This is a genomic window from uncultured Streptococcus sp. (assembly GCF_963511325.1).
In the GTDB taxonomy this organism is placed as follows: Bacteria; Bacillota; Bacilli; order Lactobacillales; family Streptococcaceae; genus Streptococcus.
This window is the reverse complement of sequence record NZ_CAUPII010000007.1, coordinates 17,537-35,297: the sequence shown is the minus strand read 5'-3', so window position 1 is coordinate 35,297 and position 17,761 is coordinate 17,537. Positions and strand designations below refer to the sequence as shown.

Sequence of the window (17,761 nt, the reverse complement as noted above, 5' to 3'; positions counted from 1 at the left end):
AATGTTAAAAGAAAAAGGAGCAAAACCAAATGAAACGTATTGCTGTTTTGACTAGTGGTGGAGACGCCCCTGGTATGAATGCTGCCATCCGTGCAGTAGTTCGTCAAGCAATCTCAGAAGGAATGGAAGTTTTTGGTATCTATGATGGATACGCAGGTATGGTTGCCGGCGAAATTTATCCACTTGATGCAGCTTCAGTGGGAGACATCATTTCACGTGGTGGTACTTTCCTTCACTCTGCTCGTTACCCTGAGTTTGCAAAACTCGAAGGTCAACTTAAAGGGATTGAGCAGTTGAAAAAACACGGTATCGAAGGTGTCGTGGTTATCGGTGGTGACGGTTCTTATCACGGAGCTATGCGCTTGACTGAGCATGGATTCCCTGCTATCGGACTTCCGGGAACAATCGATAACGATATCGTAGGTACTGATTTCACAATCGGATTTGATACTGCAGTTACAACTGCTATGGATGCCATCGATAAGATTCGTGATACCTCATCAAGTCACCGTCGTACTTTTGTAGTTGAAGTAATGGGACGTAACGCTGGTGATATCGCTCTTTGGGCTGGTATTGCAACAGGTGCTGATGAAATTATTATCCCTGAAGAAGGCTTCAAGATGGAAGACATCGTAGCAAGTATCAAGGCTGGATATGAACATGGTAAGAAGCACAACATTATCGTTTTGGCAGAAGGTGTTATGTCAGCGGCAGAATTTGGTCAAAAACTAAAAGAAGCTGGAGATACAAGCGATCTTCGTGTAACTGAACTTGGTCACATCCAACGTGGTGGATCACCAACTGCTCGTGACCGTGTATTGGCGTCACGCATGGGTGCACATGCTGTTAAACTCCTTAAACAAGGAATCGGTGGTGTCGCTGTTGGTATTCGCAATGAGAAAATGGTTGAAAATCCAATTCTTGGAACTGCAGAAGAAGGAGCTTTATTTAGCCTAACAGCTGATGGTAAGATCGTTGTTAACAACCCTCACAAAGCTGATATTGAACTTTCTGCTTTAAACAAGAGCTTGTCTTAATCAACTTTAACTAAACTGGTAAAATGACCAAAAAAGGTCGAATTATATAAAGGAGTCACAAAAATCATGAACAAACGTGTAAAAATCGTTGCAACTTTGGGTCCTGCGGTAGAAATCCGCGGTGGTAAAAAATTTGGTGATGAGGGATACTGGGGTGAAAAACTTGACGTTGAAGCTTCAGCTAAAAACATTGCTCAATTGATTGAAGCAGGAGCTAACACTTTCCGTTTCAACTTCTCACATGGTGACCACCAAGAACAAGGTGACCGTATGGCAACTGTTAAACTTGCGGAAAAACTTGCAGGTAAAAAAGTTGGTTTCCTTCTTGATACTAAAGGACCAGAAATCCGTACTGAATTGTTCGAAGGTGAAGCTAAAGAGTATTCATACAAAACTGGTGAAAAAATCCGTGTTGCAACTAAACAAGGAATCAAATCAACTCGTGAAGTGATTGCTTTGAACGTTGCAGGAGCACTTGATATCTATGATGATGTTGAAGTTGGTCGTCAAGTATTGGTTGACGATGGTAAACTTGGTCTTCGTGTTGTAGAAAAAGACGATGCAACTCGTGAATTTGTTGTTGAAGTTGAAAATGACGGTGTTATCGCTAAACAAAAAGGTGTAAACATCCCTAACACTAAAATTCCTTTCCCAGCTCTTGCTGAACGTGATAACGCTGATATCCGCTTCGGTTTGGAACAAGGTATCAACTTCATCGCGATCTCATTCGTACGTACTGCAAAAGACGTGAATGAAGTTCGTGCAATCTGTGAAGAAACTGGTAACGGTCACGTTCAATTGTTCGCTAAAATCGAAAACCAACAAGGTATCGATAACTTGGATGAAATCATTGAAGCTGCTGACGGTATCATGATCGCTCGTGGTGACATGGGTATCGAAGTACCATTTGAAATGGTTCCAGTTTACCAAAAAATGATCATCACTAAAGTGAACGCTGCTGGTAAAGTTGTTATCACTGCAACAAACATGCTTGAAACAATGACTGAAAAACCACGTGCAACACGTTCAGAAGTATCAGACGTATTTAACGCTGTTATCGACGGAACTGATGCTACAATGCTTTCAGGTGAGTCTGCAAATGGTAAATACCCACTTGAGTCTGTTCGTACAATGGCAACTATCGATAAGAACGCTCAAACTCTTCTTAACGAATACGGACGTTTGAACTCAGATTCATTTGAACGTAACTCTAAGACAGAAGTTATGGCTTCAGCGGTTAAAGACGCTACAAACTCAATGGACATCAAATTGGTTGTAACTCTTACTAAGACTGGTCACACAGCACGTTTGATCTCTAAATATCGTCCAAATGCTGATATCTTGGCATTGACATTTGACGAATTGACAGAACGTGGATTGATGTTGAACTGGGGTGTTATCCCAATGTTGACAGAAGCTCCATCATCAACTGATGACATGTTTGAAATTGCTGAACGTAAAGCAGTTGAAGCAGGTCTTGTACAATCTGGTGACGATATCGTTATCGTTGCAGGTGTGCCACTTGGTGAAGCAGTTCGTACTAACACAATGCGTATCCGTACAGTACGTTAATCTAACATTAAAAAACCTATCATATCAAGCTTTATAGCTTGTATGATAGGTCTTTTTTTGTGACGAGGGGCAAAATATATAGTGGTTTGAAATAAGATATGAACAGAGAGATTAAGAAAGTCAAACTAATTTCTAGAAATATTTTTAGCAGTTGTAGTGTACTGCTATAGATTCAAGCTGCTATATCATCTTCCTTTTAATGCTAAGGTATAAACTACAGTTTTCCCTGTAACTTTTGCTGTAATTAGAGATTTCATTGGTCATCTTAGTATCTTTACGACTAAACCTAGATAGGATTTAGTAGTGTTTAGGAAAATAAAAAAAGCTCTCTGGAAAAACCAGAAAGCCTGAGAGGCATCTCCATGTGAGAAATCGGTTCACACAATTTCTCAAGGTCCGCTCCTGCTTTATGACCTCCTTTGCTCAATAGTAGCTTTCGCTACATATCGACTCATCGCAAGTTTTATTTTACTATAAGGTCAAAAAAAAGTCAATAAAAAAGTTCCTGTATAAAGGAACTGTTAAACAATGCTAATTGCCGGGATCGAACCGGCGACCTCATCCTTACCATGGATGCGCTCTGCCTACTGAGCTAAATCAGCTTACTTAAAAAGTATACTATAGTTTCAAATCTTTGTCAATAAAATATTTTATTTAAAAGTAATCAGCTGTCAGTCAAACTAAAATGGCTTAAGAGAATATCCCTCAGCCATTTTATTCTAACCTAATTGATTTTGTTTTTTTTCTGGATTCCAGATAAAACTTGCAATAAAGCTAAAGATGATGGTAATAATCGCAACTAAGACAGCAAGAATCAGTGCTGGTATGCGAATAAACCACCACAAAGGATTTGGTTTTTTATTATCGTGCCATTGTTTTGTTTCCTCATCCAGACGTTGGAATTCTGATTGGATACGTTCAGCAACTATCTCAATTCCCTCATCATTCATCTTCTTAATGTCCGAGATATCGATAGGATTTCCGAAGTTCATATCGACACGTTCGCGACTGATGAGTCCTTTTAAGGTCATTGGACCAGTGTAAGTAACTGGCATGATGGGAACCTTGGCCATTTTAGCAATCAGAGCTACGCCACCTTTGACATCGTTAGAATGACGACTACCGCTTGGAAACATGATGAGAGATCGGTCGCTCTTTTTAAGAACATTGATAGGGTATTTGATAGCCGAAGCGCTAGGATTCTCCCGATCAATAGGAAAGGCACCACACATACGAATCCACCAACCAAAGATTCGATTAGAGAACAGTTCCTTTTTAGCCATAAAAACAAACTGTTTCGGTTTGGTCGCAAATGCCATGTAGACAGGATCCCACCAAGTACGATGCGGAGCGACGAGGATATAGTTTTCATCCTGACTTGGAATTTTATTGGTATTATGATAATGAGCATTACCGTTGATAGACCAGAGAATCAACATAACCAGCCCACGAAGATAAGTATAAAACATGGTATCTCCTTCAATTTTCTTTCTTTTATTATACCTTATCATACTAGGACAAGCAAATGTTTTTTTGTTTAGGTGGAATTGCTCTTCATATGAAATTAGAATTATTCAAAAAAAAATGATATGATAGAGATTATGGATAAAAATAAAATTTTGGGCTTAAGCCAATCAGAAGTTAAAGAACGTCAGAAACAGGGACAGGTCAATGATTTCAAAGCATCAGCTAGTACCAGTACTTGGCAGATTGTAAAACGAAATGTCTTTACTCTCTTTAATGCTTTAAACTTTGCTATTGCATTAGCGCTAGCTTTTGTTCAAGCCTGGAGCAACTTGGTTTTCTTTGCGGTTATCTGTTTTAATGCTTTTTCAGGAATTGTAACCGAGCTACGTGCCAAGCATATGGTTGATAAACTCAATCTCTTAAATAAAGAAAAGATTACGACTATTCGTGATGGACAAGAGATTGCTTTAGACCCTGAAGAGCTTGTTTTGGATGATGTGATTCGCTTGTCTGCAGGGGATCAAATTCCAAGTGATGCGATTGTATTAGAAGGCTTTGCAGAAGTCAATGAAGCCATGTTAACGGGTGAGAGCGACTTGGTGCAAAAAGAAATAGAAGACTTAATGTTGTCAGGTAGCTTTCTTGCAAGTGGTTCTGTCCTCGCTCAGGTTCATCATGTAGGAGCAGATAACTATGCAGCCAAACTCATGCTTGAAGCTAAGACAATTAAACCAATCAATTCTCGTATCATGAAATCACTAGATCAACTTGCAGGATTTACTGGGAAAATTATCATTCCTTTTGGAATTGCCCTCTTGCTTGAAGCTTTGGTCTTGAAAGGTTTACCACTGAAGTCTTCTGTAGTGAATTCCTCTACAGCTCTTTTGGGAATGTTGCCTAAGGGGATTGCCCTCTTAACCATTACCTCTCTTCTAACCGCTGTTATTAAGCTTGGTTTGAAAAAGGTCTTGGTACAGGAGATGTATTCAGTTGAGACCTTGGCGCGCGTGGATATGCTCTGCTTGGATAAGACAGGTACCATCACCCAAGGGAAGATGCAGGTTGAGACTGTTCTTCCTCTGACCCAGGCTTATGACAAGGATGCTATTGCCGACATACTAACCAGCTATATGGCAAACAGTGAGGATAAAAATCCAACTGCCCAAGCTATTCGCCAACGTTTCCAAGGTCAAGTAACTTATCCGATGATTTCTAATCTTCCATTTTCAAGCGATCGTAAATGGGGAGCAATGGAGTTGGAAGGTCTCGGAACTGTTTTCCTAGGTGCACCTGAGATGTTGTTGGATGCTGAAGTTCCTGAGGCTAGAGAAGCTCTTGAACGAGGCTCTCGTGTCTTGGTTCTGGCCCTCAGTCAAGAAAAACTTGATCACCACAAGCCACAGAAACCATCGGATATGCAAGCCTTGGCTTTGCTTGAGATTCTAGACCCAATCCGAGAAGGGGCTGCTGAAACGTTAGACTATCTTCGTTCTCAGGAAGTGGGGCTGAAAATTATCTCTGGTGATAATCCAGTTACGGTTTCAAGTATTGCTCAAAAAGCTGGTTTTGCAGATTACCACAGCTATGTAGATTGTTCGAAGATCACGGACGAGGAATTGATTGCTATGGCTGAGGAGACAGCGATTTTCGGACGTGTCTCTCCTCATCAAAAGAAACTGATCATCAAAACGTTGAAAAAAGCAGGTCATACTACAGCTATGACAGGAGATGGTGTCAACGATATCCTAGCCCTCCGTGAGGCAGATTGTTCCATCGTGATGGCTGAAGGAGATCCAGCGACTCGTCAGATTGCAAATCTGGTCCTCTTGAACTCAGATTTTAATGATGTCCCTGAGATTCTCTTTGAAGGTCGTCGTGTGGTCAATAACATTGCCCACATTGCTCCAATTTTCTTGATTAAGACAATCTATTCTTTCTTGTTAGCAGTTATCTGTATTGCAAGTGCATTGTTGGGACGTAGTGAATGGATTTTGATTTTCCCATTCATCCCGATTCAGATTACCATGATTGACCAGTTTGTAGAAGGATTCCCACCGTTCGTATTGACCTTTGAGCGAAATATTAAACCAGTCGAACAAAACTTCCTCAGAAAATCCATGCTCCGTGCACTACCAAGTGCCTTGATGGTAGTCTTTAGTGTTCTCTTTGTTAAAATTTTTGGAACCAGTCAAGGCTGGTCAGCCATTGAAATTTCGACTCTTCTGTATTATTTACTAGCGTCGATTGGTTTCATGTCTGTAGTTAGAGCTTGCTTGCCATTTAGTCTATGGCGTGTGTTCTTGATTATTTGGTCAGTTGGTGGCTTCCTTGGAACAGCTCTATTCCCAAGAATCCAAAAACTACTTGAAATTTCAACACTGACAGGACAAACATTACCTGTCTATGGCATCATGATGCTGATCTTTACTGTGATTTTCATCCTGACAAGTCGTTATCAAGCTAGAAGATAAAGAAAGGCTGCAATCTATGATTGCGGTCTTTTTTAGGTACAGGATTGCTAGACAAAATATGGTATAATAAAGAGAAATAGACTTTTGGAAAGTGAGAGAAAATGATTTCGAAGAGATTAGAAATGGTAGCTTCTTTTGTACCTCAAGGAGCCGTTTTACTGGACGTCGGGAGTGATCATGCTTATCTACCCATTGAATTGGTTGAAAAAGGTCACATCTATCGTGCCATTGCAGGAGAGGTTGTAGAAGGTCCCTATCAATCTGCAGTTACAAATGTTGAGAGTCATGGTTTGACTGAGAAAATTCAGGTTCGTTTAGCCAATGGTTTGGCTGCTTTTGAAGAGGCTGACCAAGTTTCTGTTATCACTATTGCTGGAATGGGTGGTCGCTTGATTGCTACGATATTAGAAGAAGGATTAGACAAACTTGCCAATGTTGAGCGTTTGATTCTTCAACCAAATAACCGAGAAGATGAGTTGCGTTCTTGGTTACAAGAACACGGTTTTCAAATCATAGCAGAAAGTATTCTAGAAGAAGCTGGGAAATTCTACGAGATCATAGTTGTAGAAGTTGGTGAAATGAAGCTATCAGCCACTGATGTTCGCTTTGGCCCCTTCTTGTCCAAAGAAGTCAGTCCAGTCTTCATCCAAAAATGGCAAAAAGAAGCCAGCAAGCTTGAGTTTGCCCTTAGTCAAATTCCAGAAAAAAATCAAGAAGAACGTCAGGTTCTAGCAGATAAAATTCAAGCCATCAAGGAGGTGCTCCATGAAAGCAAGTGAAGTGATTAAGCGTTATGAAGCCTATTGCCCACAAGAATTTTCTATGGAAGGTGATAGTCGTGGTCTGCAAATTGGTACTCTAGATAAGGATATCCAAAAAGTCATGGTTGCTCTTGATATCCGTGAAGAGACAGTCGCTGAAGCTATTGACAAGGGTGTTGATCTGATTATCGTTAAGCACGCTCCTATCTTTCGTCCTATCAAGGACTTGGTAGCTAGTCGTCCTCAAAATCAGATTTACATCAATCTCATCAAAAATGATATTGCCGTCTATGTTAGCCATACTAATATCGATATTGTTGAAAATGGTCTTAATGATTGGTTTTGCCAACTATTGGGTATTGAAGATACAACTTATCTGCAGGAAACAGGTCCTGAACGTGGGATTGGGCGTATTGGAACGATTAGACCTCAAACATTTGAAGAATTTGCCAGTCATGTTAAGGAAGTCTTTGGTCTAGATAGCCTTCGTATGGTGTATTATCATGAGAGTGATTTGCAAAAAACAATCTCAAGAGTGGCTATCTGTGGTGGCAGTGGACAATCTTTCTACTCTGATGCTTTAGAAAAAGGAGCAGATCTTTATATCACTGGTGATATTTATTATCATACTGCCCAGGATATGTTGTCTGACGGTTTGCTGGCATTGGATCCAGGCCACTATATCGAAGTTCTTTTTGTTGAAAAAATTGCAGCGTTCCTGAATGAATGGAAGGAAGAAAATGATTGGCCTTTAGAGGTTATCGCAAGTCAGGCATCGACCAATCCATTCCATCATATCTAGTTAGAAGGTAAAGACAATGAAAAAAGTTGCTATTGTAGGAGCAGGAATTGTAGGGGCAACGGCTGCCTACTATCTTTCTAAAGAAACTGATATCGAAGTAACTGTCTTTGATCATGGGCACGGACAAGCGACCAAGGCAGCGGCAGGAATTATCAGCCCCTGGTTTTCTAAACGACGCAATAAGGTCTGGTACAAGATGGCGCGCCTAGGAGCAGATTTTTATGTAGATTTATTAGCTGATATAGAAAAATCTGGTCAAAAGGTAGATTTTTACCAGCGCTCAGGAGTCTTTCTCTTGAAAAAAGATGAGTCTAAATTGGAAGAACTCTATCAACTAGCTCTGCAACGTAGAGATGAATCTCCCTTAATAGGGGAATTAGCCATTCTGGATCAAGAGTCTGCGAGTAAGTTATTCCCTGGTCTAAAGGGATTTGAGAGATTGCTTTATGCTTCTGGTGGAGCTCGAGTAGATGGGCAACTCCTAGTGAGTCGTTTACTGGATGCCAGTCAGGTTAAGGTCGTAAAGAAAGAGGTTAGTCTAACTCCTTTATTATCAGGCTATCAGATAGACAATCAAATGTTTGACCAAGTAATTTTATCTACGGGAGCTTGGCTTGGACACTTTTTGGAGCCTTTAGGCTATGAGGTGGATGTTCGTCCTCAAAAAGGTCAACTTAGAGATTATCAAGTGCCACAAGACATGGGAGCTTACCCTGTAGTTATGCCGGAAGGTGAGTGGGATTTGATACCATTTCCTGGAGGTAAGTTATCTCTAGGAGCTACCCATGAAAATGACATGGGATTTGATCTTACAGTCGATAAAAATTTGCTCCAACAAATGGCTGAAGCAGCAAGTTCGTTTTATCCTAGTTTAAAAGATGCAATGATAAGTGGTGAACGTGTGGGGATTCGTGCTTATACGAGTGATTTTTCGCCGTTTTTCGGACAGGTTCCAAACTTATCAGGAGTCTATACAGCAAGTGGTCTAGGATCTTCAGGGTTAACGACTGGTCCTATTATCGGTTATCATCTAGCTCAAATGCTTCAAGGGAGAAAAGGAGTATTGGATCCAGCAGATTATCCGACTGAAAGATATATTAAAAAGAAACAATAGTAAACTTTTTACCTAGTTTTTACGATAGTCTTAGGAAAGTAAATGACTTTCCCTATCAAAAATGGTAAAATGAAAAAAATAATCCAAGAATTGAGGAAATAAAATGCAAGAAAAAATTCTGGTAACAGGTGGAGCAGGTTTTATCGGAACTCACACTGTCATTGAATTGGTCCAAGCTGGACACCAAGTAATTGTCGTGGATAATTTGGTAAACAGTAGTCGTAAAAGTCTTGAAGTAGTCGAAAGAATCACTGGGGTAGAAATTCCTTTCTACGAAGCAGATATTCGTGACACAGATACACTTCGTGATATTTTCAAACATGAAGAACCAACAGGTGTGATTCATTTTGCTGGTTTGAAAGCTGTAGGTGAGTCTACACGTATCCCACTTGCCTACTATGATAACAATATCGCTGGAACTGTCAGTCTCTTGAAAGTTATGGAAGAGACAAACTGTAAGAATATTATCTTCAGTTCTTCAGCAACAGTTTATGGAGATCCACATACTGTTCCAATCCTAGAAGATTTCCCACTTTCAGCTACCAACCCTTATGGCCGTACCAAACTAATGCTGGAAGAAATTTTGACAGATATCTATAAAGCAGATTCAGAGTGGAATGTTGTTTTGCTTCGTTACTTCAACCCAATCGGTGCCCATAAGAGCGGTGATTTGGGTGAAAATCCAAACGGTATTCCAAATAACCTTCTTCCATATGTGACACAAGTTGCAGTTGGTAAGTTGGAACAAGTTCAGGTTTTTGGAGATGACTACGATACTGAAGATGGAACAGGTGTTCGTGACTATATCCACGTCGTTGACCTAGCAAAAGGACATGTTGCCGCCCTTAAGAAGCTTCAAAAAGGCTCTGGACTCAATGTGTATAACCTTGGTACTGGAAAAGGCTACTCAGTTCTTGAAATTATCCAAAATATGGAAAAAGCTGTTGGACGCCCAATTCCATACCGTATCGTTGAACGTCGCCCTGGTGATATTGCAGCCTGCTACTCAGACCCAGCAAAAGCTAAGGAAGAGCTAGGTTGGGAAGCTGGACTTGGTATTACAGAAATGTGTGAAGATGCATGGCGTTGGCAAAGCAAGCATCCAAATGGATTTGAAGACTAAAATGATGATTTCAATCGTAGTCCCATGTTTAAACGAAGAGGAAGTACTTCCTCTTTTTTATCAAACTCTTGAAGCATTGATCCCAGATTTGGGAACAGAAATCGAATATATTTTTGTAGATGATGGGTCAACTGATAGGACATTGGAAGTTTTAAAGGCATATCGGGAGCAAAATTCTGCAGTACATTATATCTCTTTCTCGCGAAACTTTGGGAAGGAAGCAGCCTTATATTCAGGATTACAGCAAGCAAGTGGAGATTTGGTTGTGGTTATGGATGCAGATCTTCAGGATCCGCCAAGTATCTTACTTGAGATGAAAGAACTACTAGATCAGAATCCGGATTTGGACTGTGTGGGAACTCGTAGAACTAGTCGAGAGGGAGAACCATTTCTACGTAGTTTCTGTGCCAATCTTTTTTATCGTTTCATGCAAAAAATTAGCCCAGTAGCTCTTCCCCTAGGGGTTCGTGATTTTAGGATGATGAGAAAATCAGTAGTAGATGCAGTGTTAGAATTGACAGAATACAATCGCTTTTCCAAAGGCCTCTTTGCCTGGGTTGGTTTTCATACTCACTATCTAGAATACCCTAATGTTGAAAGGCAGGCAGGTAAGACTAGTTGGAGCTTTAGGCAACTCTTTTTCTACTCTATCGAAGGGATTGTAAATTTTTCAGATTTTCCTTTGATATTAGCCTTTGTTGCTGGTCTTACGTCTTGTTTTATGGCTTTGGTGATGACCCTTTTTGTAGTTATTCGTACTCTTATGCTTGGGAATCCAACCTCTGGCTGGACATCTCTGATGGCTGTCATTCTATTTCTTGGTGGTGTCCAATTATTGACCATTGGTATTCTGGGAAAATATGTCAGTAAAATATATCTAGAAACAAAAAAAAGGCCCCTCTATCTGATAAAAGAACAGAGTGAGCCGAGATAGGCTTTGATAAAAATTAGTCCTTCAAAAGACTATAATTTTCTGGAAAAATATGCTAAACTAGAAGAAGCGGGATTTAGAAATATAATCTCCATTAACGATTAAAACTGGTCTTTGATGAGCGCACGAGTTGGGCAATTTTTGACAGCCTCTAAGACGTCTCGACTAGGAGAAATTTCTTTTTCTAGTTGATCAGGATCATCGTAAAAACGCACGATTCCATTATCGTGGTAATCAAATAAATCAGAATAAGTTTGGCAAAGCCCACAGGCAATGCATCGTTCAGGTATAAGTGTGATTTTCATATTTATATTGTAATAAGAAAATAGAAAAAAAACAAGGAGTAAGGTATGGAAAAGGAACCGTGGCAAGAAGATATCTATAACAATGAGGAAAGCCGTTCGGAGCGTAGAAGCAGAGGAAATAAGGGAACAGGAGTGGTAGCCAACCGTATTCTAACCATTTTAGCTTGTATTTTCTTTGTAATCGTGGTCGGTATGATTGCTGTTTTAATCTACCTGTCATCTGGTGGAAGTGATCGTACAGCAGCCTTGAAAGATTTTCATGATTCTTCTGCGCCTAAGGTAGAGGAAGTTTCTTCAACGTCATCAAGTAGTTCAGTTGAAGCATCAAGTTCTGAAGCAGGATCAACTTCTTCAAGTAGTTCAGAGGAACATACAAATGCTGAGGGAACCATTACTGTCCTTGCAGGTGAAGGTGAAGCAGCTATTGCAGCTAGAGCAGGCATTTCTATTGCTCAGCTTGAAGCCTTGAACCCTGGTCATATGTCTTCAGGAACTTGGTTTGCAAATCCTGGTGATGTCCTTAAGACAAGATAGGAGTGACGATGAAAACAATTCAGATCGCTATTGATGGACCAGCATCCAGTGGTAAAAGTACAGTAGCCAAGATTATTGCTAAGGACTTTGGATATACCTACTTAGATACAGGTGCCATGTATCGTGCTACGACTTACATCGCTTTGAACAACCAAGTAAGTCCAGAAGAGTCTTCTCGACTTCTTGAATTATTGGAACAATATCCGATTAGCTTTGGTCGTGCTGAAACAGGAGAACAGCTTGTTTTCGTTGGAGACGTTGATGTTACCAATCCAATCCGTGAAAATGAAGTAACCAATGCTGTATCTGCTTTTGCAGCCATTCCAGCTATTCGTGAAAAATTGGTAGCCCTTCAACAAGAAATTGCCCAACAAGGCGGAATCGTCATGGATGGTCGAGATATTGGTACAGTTGTATTACCTCAAGCTGAATTGAAGATTTTTCTTGTTGCTTCAGTGGATGAACGTGCGGAAAGACGTTATAAGGAAAATCTTTCAAAAGGGATCGAAACAGATTTGGAAACTTTGAAAGAAGAGATTGCTGCGCGTGATTATAAGGATAGTCATCGTGAAACTTCTCCTCTTAAACAGGCTGATGATGCAATCTATTTGGACACAACAGGGCTAAGTATTTTAGAAGTTGTCGAAAAAATTAAATCAGAAGCAGTCAAACATTTTTAATTGAAATTTTAACCGATTGACCACGATAGTGGTGAGTCGGTTTTTTAGCAATTTGTCAAATTTTTAATTTTAAGGTATAATAGTCTTTGTTAACGAAAATTTGACATTCAAACCATCATAAAAATAGAAGGAGATAAGATGAACAATCTACCAAATTGCCCAAAATGTAATTCAGAATATGTCTATGAAGACGGAGCCTTGCTAGTCTGTCCAGAGTGTGCTTATGAATGGAATCCTGCTGAGCAAACAGAGGTTGAAGAAGGCCTTGTTGCTATCGACGCTAATGGAAATAAATTGGCTGACGGTGATACAGTAACCTTGATCAAAGACCTTAAGGTAAAAGGTGCTCCAAAAGACCTTAAGCAAGGGACACGTGTTAAAAATATCCGTATTGTTGAGGGTGACCACAACATCGATTGTAAGATTGATGGTTTTGGTGCTATGAAATTAAAATCAGAATTTGTTAAAAAGATCTAATCATGACTGCTTGGAATAAAATAATTTTTTTCAGTCGCTCTTTCATGTTTTTAGCAGCATTTACAGGTATTTATCTGGAAATTACCAAGCACGGTGGTTTCGGGATGTTGCTCTACTATACAGTGCTTTCCAACCTCTTGGTGATGATTTTTACAGGTTATCTTTTATGGAAGATGCGACGTGAGGGTGACCATTGGCAAAGTTCAAGTCTTTTGCGACTCAAGGGTGGTATCACCATGAGTATCATGATTACCTGTGTCATCTATCATTTCATGTTGGCTCCCTTGACAAAAGATTTTTACCGTTTGGAAAACTTCCTTTGCCATTATATCGTACCCCTCTGGTTTCTAGTTGATACCATCATTTTTGATAAGAGTCGTCAATATAAGTGTTTTGATCCTATTGTATGGACAGTTTTACCACTGCTCTATATGGGATTTGCAATCTTAAACGGCTTTGTTCTAAAGATGGACGTTCCTAACGCTAAGGATAGTCCCTTCCCTTATTTCTTTTTAAATGCCAATAAACATGGTTGGGGCTTTGTCTTTAGATGGGCAGCCATTATCTTTGTTGCCTACATGGTTTCAGGATATCTGTTTTATCTTGTTAAAAACATTAAAAAATCTAAGAAATAAAAGTACCCTTTGTGGGTACTTTTTTTGATGATTGATATAATTGTACCCGGACAAATCAATTTTTTTTATCTTGTTCTTGAGTCATTTCTACCTTACAATAAAACTGTAGCTACCAATACAACTATTGAGGAAGAGAAAATGACTGAAAATCGTTATGAATTAAATAAAAATTTGGCACAGATGCTTAAAGGTGGCGTCATTATGGATGTTCAAAATCCTGAACAAGCAAGAATTGCAGAGGCTGCAGGTGCAGCAGCAGTTATGGCCTTGGAGCGAATCCCAGCTGATATTCGTGCAGCTGGTGGTGTCTCTCGTATGAGCGACCCTAAGATGATCAAGGAAATCCAAGAAGCAGTCAGCATTCCGGTTATGGCTAAGGTTCGAATTGGGCATTTTGTTGAAGCTCAAATTTTAGAAGCTATTGAGATTGATTATATTGATGAGAGCGAAGTTCTATCTCCAGCTGATGATCGTTTCCATGTAGACAAGAAAGAATTTCAAGTTCCTTTTGTTTGCGGTGCAAAAGATCTAGGAGAAGCCTTGCGTCGTATCGCTGAAGGAGCTTCAATGATTCGAACAAAAGGGGAACCTGGAACAGGAGATATCGTTCAGGCAGTCCGTCATATGCGCATGATGAATCAAGAAATTCGTCGCATTCAAAATCTCCGTGAAGATGAACTCTATGTCGCAGCAAAAGAACTCCAAGTTCCGGTAGAATTAGTTCAATACGTCCACGAACATGGGAAATTACCAGTTGTCAACTTTGCAGCTGGAGGAGTTGCAACACCAGCAGATGCTGCTCTCATGATGCAGCTCGGTGCGGAAGGAGTCTTTGTTGGCTCAGGGATTTTCAAGTCAGGTGATCCTGTCAAACGTGCAGCAGCAATTGTCAAGGCAGTTACCAACTATCAAAATCCTCAAATTTTAGCTCAAATCTCAGAAGATTTGGGAGAAGCCATGGTTGGTATCAATGAGAATGAAATTCAAATTCTTATGGCAGAGCGAGGAAAATAGATGAAAATCGGAATATTGGCCTTGCAAGGAGCCTTTGTAGAGCATGAGAAAGTCCTTGCAAAACTAGGAGTAGAAAGTATTGAACTGCGAAATCTTGAAGACTTTCAACAACATCAGAGTGACTTGTCAGGTTTGATTTTACCTGGAGGTGAGTCTACAGCTATGGGAAAACTCCTACGTGACCAGCAAATGCTACTCCCTCTAAGAGAGGCTATTCTCAATGGTTTACCAGTCTTTGGGACTTGTGCCGGTTTGATTTTGCTAGCGAGTCAAATCACTTCTCAAGAGGAAAGTCATCTAGCGACTATGGATATAATAGTTGAGCGCAATGCCTATGGACGTCAGCTAGGAAGCTTTTATACCGAAGCAGACTGTAAGGGTGTTGGCAAAATTCCCATGACCTTTATCCGTGGACCTATTATTAGTGAAGTTGGTAAGGGTGTTGATGTTCTTGCAGTAGTGAACAATCAAATCGTTGCTGCTCAAGAAAAGAATATGCTAGTGACCTCCTTTCATCCGGAATTGACAAATGATCTTCGCTTGCATCAATACTTTATCAACATGTGCAAATAAAAATAGGTCGGGATTTTCCCGGCCTATTTTTACATGTAATAAACAATGGCAATGTATTGGAGAGCAGAAGCTGCTAGGATGAAGAGATGCCAGATCATGTGGAAGTATGGTTTCTTCTTAGCGTAAAATCCAGCACCAACTGTATAGCAAAGACCACCTGATACCATAAGAGTCCAAAAGATTGGATTTGTTTGACTGATGATTGCTGGTAGGATAGCCACAACTAACCAACCCATGATTAAGTAGAGAATTAGACTAAATTTTTCATTGACTTTTTTGGCAAAGATTTTATAAAGAATACCAAAAATAGTTGTTCCCCACTGAATGGCGATAATCAGATAACCAAACCAGTTATTCATCAAGGTCAAAACGACAGGAGTATAAGAGCCAGCAATCGCAACATAAATCATGGAATGGTCGATAATGCGCAAGACATACTTATGAGTGGAACCATAAGCCATAGAATGATAAATGGTCGATGAAAGGAACATTAGAAAGAGGCTAATAACGAAAATCGACACCCCAATCGATGATAAAAATCCATGAGCTTCATAACTATATGTCGATGAGATAGGGAGCAAAATCAGCATGATAAGTGCCCCTACAGCATGGGTGACACTGTTTGCTATTTCTTCTCCAAAACTAAGGCGCTTGCTAAGTTTGAAACTAGTATTCATTTGTTTCCTCCTCTTCGGTTTCTTTATAGACCAGTGCAAGTGTTTGATGATAGAGCTTGACCGTTTGGCAGCTTGTTCGGATAATAGGATTGGCTGGGTCTAGGTCTTCATTCATATAGTCTACAAAAGCATTGTAAAGTTCTTCTGAGTTAGCCTCTGTGTGTAGGCTATTCAGGGTTTGAGCAATTTCCTGGATTGAAAAAACAGACTTGAGCGTTGTGATAGCAATCAATCGGGCGATTTGTTTGCGTTGGTATTTTTTCTTTTCAGGTTTGGTGATATATCCGTGTTTGACATAGTTGTTCACCATTGATGCAGTTAAACCTTTCTCTTTAGCAAGAGAAATAGGGGAACAAACTTTATTCACATAAAGTAGGACCTGGTCCAAATAGAGATCAATGTTTGGAATTTCGTCCCATTCTGGGTAGGAAAAAGTAGATTTCATTTCCAACTCCTGTTTATCTAGTTTTAATAACTAGATTATAAAATAATAGAAATAAAAAGTCAAGTTTTAACTGCTTGTAGAAAGCCTTAAATTATGCTATGATGAGAGAAACTAGTCAGAAAAGAGGAGATAAGATGGAAATTCGTTTAGCCTTTCCAAACGAAGTAGATGCAATTATGCAAGTGATTGAGGAAGCTAAAAAATGCTTGGCGGAAGCTGGTAGCACTCAGTGGCAAAATGGTTATCCAAATACTGATACGATTATTGAAGATATTATCTCAGGTCAGGCTTATGTAGCCCTGGAAGAAGGAGAGCTCTTAGCTTATGCAGCAGTAACCAAGAGTCCAGAAAAAGCCTATGAAGCCATTTATGATGGAAGCTGGGAAGGAAGAGAGTCAGAGTATCTAGTTTTTCACCGGATTGCGGTTTCTAGAGATGTCCAAGGGCAAGGTGTTGCCCAGACCTTCTTGGAAGGCTTGATTGAAGGCTTTGATTACCTAGATTTTCGTTCAGATACGCACGCTAAAAACAAAGCCATGCAACATATCTTTGAAAAGCTTGGTTTTAAACAGGTCGGTAAAGTTCCAGTAGATGGGGAACGTTTGGCCTATCAAAAATTAAAATCAAATGTCTAAGAAGTATGCAAAGATGCTGTACAAGTCTCCGATTGGAATCTTATCTTTGGTAGCAGATGATCACTATCTGTTTGGGATATGGGTTGAAGCACAGAGCCATTTTGAGCGAGGCTTGTCGCTAGGTAATCTAGTTGAGGTGAAAAGTCATCCCATCTTAAATCAGATTGCTAGCTATTTAGATGCTTATTTTAAAGGACAAAATCAAGATTTGTCTCAGTTACCTTTGGCTCCTGTTGGTAGTGACTTTGAAAAAAGAGTCTGGAACTACTTGCGTGGAATTCCTTTTGGTCAGACAGTTACTTATGGACAAATAGCTAAGGATTTGCAGATAGCTTCGGCTCAGGCTATCGGAGGAGCTGTAGGCCGAAATCCTTGGTCTATCCTCGTACCTTGTCACCGTGTACTAGGAGCTGGCAATCGGCTGACGGGCTATGCTTCAGGAATTGACAAGAAGGCTTGGCTCTTAAAGCATGAAGGTGCAGTATTTCAAGAGAATAAGGAATAGAAA

20 protein-coding genes and 1 tRNA gene are annotated in these 17,761 nt (G+C 40.0%); 16 read left to right on the top strand and 5 right to left on the bottom strand.

All coding sequences use genetic code 11. The features are described from left to right. Positions 1–29: 29 nt before the first annotated feature. A complete protein-coding gene (gene pfkA, locus RQ973_RS03610) occupies positions 30–1,037 on the top strand; it encodes a 6-phosphofructokinase (protein ID WP_075231570.1) in 1,008 nt (335 codons plus the stop codon). A gap of 66 nt (positions 1,038–1,103) precedes the next feature. Continuing rightward, a complete protein-coding gene (gene pyk, locus RQ973_RS03605) occupies positions 1,104–2,609 on the top strand; it encodes a pyruvate kinase (protein ID WP_311522770.1) in 1,506 nt (501 codons plus the stop codon). A gap of 529 nt (positions 2,610–3,138) precedes the next feature. Here pyk and RQ973_RS03600 read toward each other — a convergent pair. Next, positions 3,139–3,211, bottom strand: a tRNA-Thr gene (locus RQ973_RS03600). A 117-nt stretch (positions 3,212–3,328) separates the two neighbouring features. Then, positions 3,329–4,078 (bottom strand): 1-acyl-sn-glycerol-3-phosphate acyltransferase, encoded by a 750-nt coding sequence (locus RQ973_RS03595; RefSeq protein WP_311522769.1) that lies wholly within the window; start codon positions 4,076–4,078, stop codon positions 3,329–3,331. A 132-nt stretch (positions 4,079–4,210) separates the two neighbouring features. Between RQ973_RS03595 and RQ973_RS03590 the strand changes: the two genes are divergently transcribed. The 6 genes from RQ973_RS03590 to RQ973_RS03565 all read left to right on the top strand — a co-directional run bounded on the left by RQ973_RS03590 (position 4,211) and on the right by RQ973_RS03565 (position 11,281). Beyond that, a complete protein-coding gene (locus tag RQ973_RS03590) occupies positions 4,211–6,547 on the top strand; it encodes a cation-translocating P-type ATPase (protein ID WP_311522768.1) in 2,337 nt (778 codons plus the stop codon). 101 nt (positions 6,548–6,648) lie between these two features. After that, complete coding sequence (locus tag RQ973_RS03585) at positions 6,649–7,326, top strand: tRNA (adenine(22)-N(1))-methyltransferase TrmK (protein WP_311522767.1); 678 nt, start codon at positions 6,649–6,651, stop codon at positions 7,324–7,326. Further along, complete coding sequence (locus tag RQ973_RS03580; RefSeq protein ID WP_311522766.1) at positions 7,313–8,110, top strand: Nif3-like dinuclear metal center hexameric protein; 798 nt, start codon at positions 7,313–7,315, stop codon at positions 8,108–8,110. Before RQ973_RS03585 ends, RQ973_RS03580 begins: the two co-directional genes overlap by 14 nt. A gap of 16 nt (positions 8,111–8,126) precedes the next feature. Continuing rightward, positions 8,127–9,224, top strand: coding sequence for an FAD-binding oxidoreductase (locus RQ973_RS03575; RefSeq protein WP_049548265.1), 1,098 nt, complete (start codon positions 8,127–8,129; stop codon positions 9,222–9,224). 103 nt (positions 9,225–9,327) lie between these two features. Then, positions 9,328–10,347: a UDP-glucose 4-epimerase GalE gene (gene galE / locus RQ973_RS03570; RefSeq protein WP_311522765.1), complete on the top strand. Its 1,020-nt coding sequence runs from the start codon at positions 9,328–9,330 to the stop codon at positions 10,345–10,347. Then, positions 10,331–11,281, top strand: a complete 951-nt coding sequence (locus RQ973_RS03565; RefSeq protein ID WP_311522764.1) for a glycosyltransferase family 2 protein — start codon at positions 10,331–10,333, stop codon at positions 11,279–11,281. The genes galE and RQ973_RS03565 overlap by 17 nt, the downstream gene beginning before the upstream one ends. 98 nt (positions 11,282–11,379) lie before the next feature. On the opposite strand, the gene RQ973_RS03560 is transcribed toward RQ973_RS03565, so the two are convergent. Beyond that, complete coding sequence (locus RQ973_RS03560; RefSeq protein WP_311522763.1) at positions 11,380–11,583, bottom strand: ferredoxin; 204 nt, start codon at positions 11,581–11,583, stop codon at positions 11,380–11,382. Between the two features lie 45 nt (positions 11,584–11,628). On the opposite strand from RQ973_RS03560, the gene RQ973_RS03555 reads away from it, so the two are divergent. From RQ973_RS03555 to pdxT, 6 genes are all read left to right on the top strand, one after another. After that, positions 11,629–12,117, top strand: coding sequence for an SAG1386/EF1546 family surface-associated protein (locus RQ973_RS03555; protein ID WP_311522762.1), 489 nt, complete (start codon positions 11,629–11,631; stop codon positions 12,115–12,117). A gap of 8 nt (positions 12,118–12,125) precedes the next feature. Further along, the gene (gene cmk, locus RQ973_RS03550; protein ID WP_075231790.1) at positions 12,126–12,797 is read left to right on the top strand and encodes a (d)CMP kinase; all 672 of its coding nucleotides are present in this window, start codon (positions 12,126–12,128) and stop codon (positions 12,795–12,797) included. A 138-nt stretch (positions 12,798–12,935) separates the two neighbouring features. Then, entirely contained in the window at positions 12,936–13,274 is a 339-nt protein-coding gene (locus RQ973_RS03545; protein ID WP_311522761.1) for a zinc ribbon domain-containing protein YjdM, read from the top strand. A gap of 2 nt (positions 13,275–13,276) precedes the next feature. Continuing rightward, on the top strand, positions 13,277–13,909 hold the full coding sequence (locus tag RQ973_RS03540) for a Pr6Pr family membrane protein (protein ID WP_311522760.1): 633 nt from the start codon (positions 13,277–13,279) through the stop codon (positions 13,907–13,909). A gap of 138 nt (positions 13,910–14,047) precedes the next feature. Further along, a complete protein-coding gene (gene pdxS, locus RQ973_RS03535; protein WP_006153788.1) occupies positions 14,048–14,923 on the top strand; it encodes a pyridoxal 5'-phosphate synthase lyase subunit PdxS in 876 nt (291 codons plus the stop codon). Beyond that, entirely contained in the window at positions 14,924–15,496 is a 573-nt protein-coding gene (pdxT, locus tag RQ973_RS03530) for a pyridoxal 5'-phosphate synthase glutaminase subunit PdxT (protein ID WP_311522759.1), read from the top strand. A 29-nt stretch (positions 15,497–15,525) separates the two neighbouring features. Here the strand turns inward: pdxT and RQ973_RS03525 are convergent, their stop codons facing one another. Both RQ973_RS03525 and RQ973_RS03520 read right to left on the bottom strand, forming a co-directional pair. Further along, positions 15,526–16,173 (bottom strand): hemolysin III family protein, encoded by a 648-nt coding sequence (locus RQ973_RS03525; protein ID WP_001097751.1) that lies wholly within the window; start codon positions 16,171–16,173, stop codon positions 15,526–15,528. Beyond that, positions 16,163–16,618, bottom strand: a complete 456-nt coding sequence (locus RQ973_RS03520; protein WP_311522758.1) for a DUF1836 domain-containing protein — start codon at positions 16,616–16,618, stop codon at positions 16,163–16,165. The genes RQ973_RS03525 and RQ973_RS03520 overlap by 11 nt, the downstream gene beginning before the upstream one ends. A 134-nt stretch (positions 16,619–16,752) precedes the next feature. Here RQ973_RS03520 and RQ973_RS03515 point away from each other — a divergent pair, with 134 nt between their 5' ends. After that, positions 16,753–17,253 (top strand): GNAT family N-acetyltransferase, encoded by a 501-nt coding sequence (locus RQ973_RS03515; protein WP_311522757.1) that lies wholly within the window; start codon positions 16,753–16,755, stop codon positions 17,251–17,253. Further along, positions 17,246–17,758 (top strand): methylated-DNA--[protein]-cysteine S-methyltransferase, encoded by a 513-nt coding sequence (locus tag RQ973_RS03510; RefSeq protein WP_311522756.1) that lies wholly within the window; start codon positions 17,246–17,248, stop codon positions 17,756–17,758. Before RQ973_RS03515 ends, RQ973_RS03510 begins: the two co-directional genes overlap by 8 nt. The last annotated feature ends 3 nt before the right edge of the window (positions 17,759–17,761 follow it).